Raw genomic sequence first — 2,106 nt, forward strand, 5'->3', positions numbered from 1 at the left:
CATGAAGCGCGCTTCTATATGGCACAGAGTGCCGAGGCCATGCTGGAAGCGGGGAAGCGACTGATTATTATCAAGGAGAATGAACCGCATGGAGAATTTGAAAAAATTGTTCGTGAGCGGTTAGGTATTCCTGAACGAACAGCGCAAAGAATGATGCAAGCCTCATTGAAGTACATGAGTCCGACGCTTGCAGCAAAAGCGTCGTCACTGGCGCTTTTGGGGAAAACGAAATTATTTGAGCTTATGTTGGAAGATGACGAAGACCTCGCCGAGCTGGCCTGACACTAGACGAGGTTGATCGGATGTCGGTACGAGAATTACGAGCCGCGTTACGCAAGGATGAAGCAGCCCTTAAACGAAGTCAGCAACTGGTAGCAGAAAAAGAAAAGCAGTTACAACAGTTAAGTCAGCAACTGGCTGGCAAAACCGCTATCTCTACCGCGAGCGATGAACAGGCTCCGCTCGATACCCAGCAGTGGGTGACACTAACACTGGAAGGCGTGGGAGACCGCTTGAAGTCGGAACGTCTACGGCTGGGACTGAGCCAGGAGATGTTCGCGGAACGCTGTGGGGTTAAAAAACTGACCCAGTACAACTACGAAAAAAGTGAACGCCATCCTGATGCGGGCTACTTAATCGCGGCGAAAGCGTTAGGGGTTGACCTCAACTATGTGATGACCGGCGAGCGCAGTGATGAAGCCAGTGCACTTGATGTTGTGCGCGATGAGGAGGAAGCGACTTTATTGACGACCTTCCGACACATTCCCGGTGAAACACGCGAGGTAGCACAACGTACACTGGCAGCCATGGCAGAGAAAAAAGCCGCCCGTCACCGCGCTTAACCCTTCCCCATTCGTGGCCGCGAATGAGGTTATTTAACGGTAATAATCAGCTCACGCCGTTGGGTGGGCTGATTACTGTTGAGACTATAGCGGATCGGGACGCTGTCCATCGCAAAGCCCTGAAACACGTCCCGCATTTCAGGAATGTCATTGACGGAAATAATCATCATTCCGGCTAAATCCCGTCCCATCTCCGCCAGTTTTTCATATTGTTCAAGACCAAAATCCACCCCATACCCCTCGGTGTCCCAATACGGCGGATCGCAATAAAACAGCGTGTACGGGCGGTCATAACGGGCAATGCAGCTTGACCAGTCCAGTTGTTCAATGGTGGTGCGTGACAATCGCAGGTGGGCCAGCGACAGCTCCTCTTCCATCCGTAGCAGGTTCAGGCGTGGCCCACTGGTCGTGGTCACACCAAAGGTGTGCTCCGCTACCCTGCCGCCGAATGCCTGTTTTTGCAGGTAATAGAAACGGGCTGCCCGCTGGATATCGGTTAAGGTTTCGGTTGGGGTGATTTTCAACCATTGATACATCGCCCGGCTGACCAGCGCCCATTTAAACTGGCGCATAAACTCTTCCAGATGGTGTTTCAGCACCCGATAGAGATTGACCAGCTCGCCGTTGATGTCGTTAATCACTTCCGCTTTGCTGGGTGACTTCATAAAGAAGAGCGCGGCTGCGCCACAAAACGGCTCCACGTAGCAGGTATGCTCAGGAAAGCGCGGTAAAATCTGTTTTGCTAGCCGCCGTTTACCGCCTATCCAGGGCAGTATTGGTAAAAAATGTTGGGTCATTGTCTGTAAGCCTGTTTCACTAATGGAAATTCGTGTAGACTCTTTCCTGTTCTCGAGAACGGAAAGCGCCACGGTTGACTCACAGGTATCCTCTGTGTGTTGGCGGCCTGTCAGGTGTTGTCGCACCCGACGGGTCGCGCTTTTTCTACTAACATACTGACGATTTAAAATTTAAATGAGGCATTCATGGATAAAGAATCAATTAAAAAACGGGTTGAAAATTTGAAGAAAAAAGATCACGAGTTTCGCACAAAACTAATTTGGGTACGCTAATAAAACACGGATGTGCTCAGCAATAGCATTTTTGATTACGTCCCAATTTTGTTGATAAAGGGTTATTTTTTCAGATATACGACGTTTATGTTGTTCAAACCACGCAGAAATAGCGAGAAAAATATGATTTCTTTGCGCTCGGCTCGTGCGAGCCTGACAGCGTTCAATACCACAATTTTGTTTAACTTCTCGAT

The 2,106-nt window shown here is 49.6% G+C and carries 2 protein-coding genes and 2 pseudogenes; 2 read left to right on the forward strand and 2 right to left on the reverse strand.

Going from position 1 to position 2,106, the window contains the following annotated elements; all coding sequences use genetic code 11:
• Together CBG25_RS04750 and CBG25_RS04755 are read left to right on the forward strand one after the other, a co-directional pair.
• Positions 1-434, forward strand: a pseudogene (locus CBG25_RS04750) (DUF3102 domain-containing protein); the annotation flags it as partial.
• A gap of 66 nt (positions 435-500) precedes the next feature.
• On the forward strand, positions 501-842 hold the full coding sequence (locus tag CBG25_RS04755) for a helix-turn-helix transcriptional regulator (protein WP_290604942.1): 342 nt from the start codon (positions 501-503) through the stop codon (positions 840-842).
• A 29-nt stretch (positions 843-871) separates the two neighbouring features.
• Here CBG25_RS04755 and CBG25_RS04760 read toward each other — a convergent pair whose 3' ends face one another.
• Together CBG25_RS04760 and CBG25_RS04765 are read right to left on the reverse strand one after the other, a co-directional pair.
• The gene (locus CBG25_RS04760; RefSeq protein ID WP_290604941.1) at positions 872-1,639 is read right to left on the reverse strand and encodes a DNA adenine methylase; all 768 of its coding nucleotides are present in this window, start codon (positions 1,637-1,639) and stop codon (positions 872-874) included.
• Between the two features lie 255 nt (positions 1,640-1,894).
• Positions 1,895-2,106 (reverse strand): annotated as a pseudogene (locus CBG25_RS04765) (hypothetical protein); the annotation flags it as partial.

It is taken from the genome of Arsenophonus sp. ENCA (assembly GCF_002287155.1).
GTDB lineage: Bacteria > Pseudomonadota > Gammaproteobacteria > Enterobacterales > Enterobacteriaceae > Arsenophonus > Arsenophonus nilaparvatae.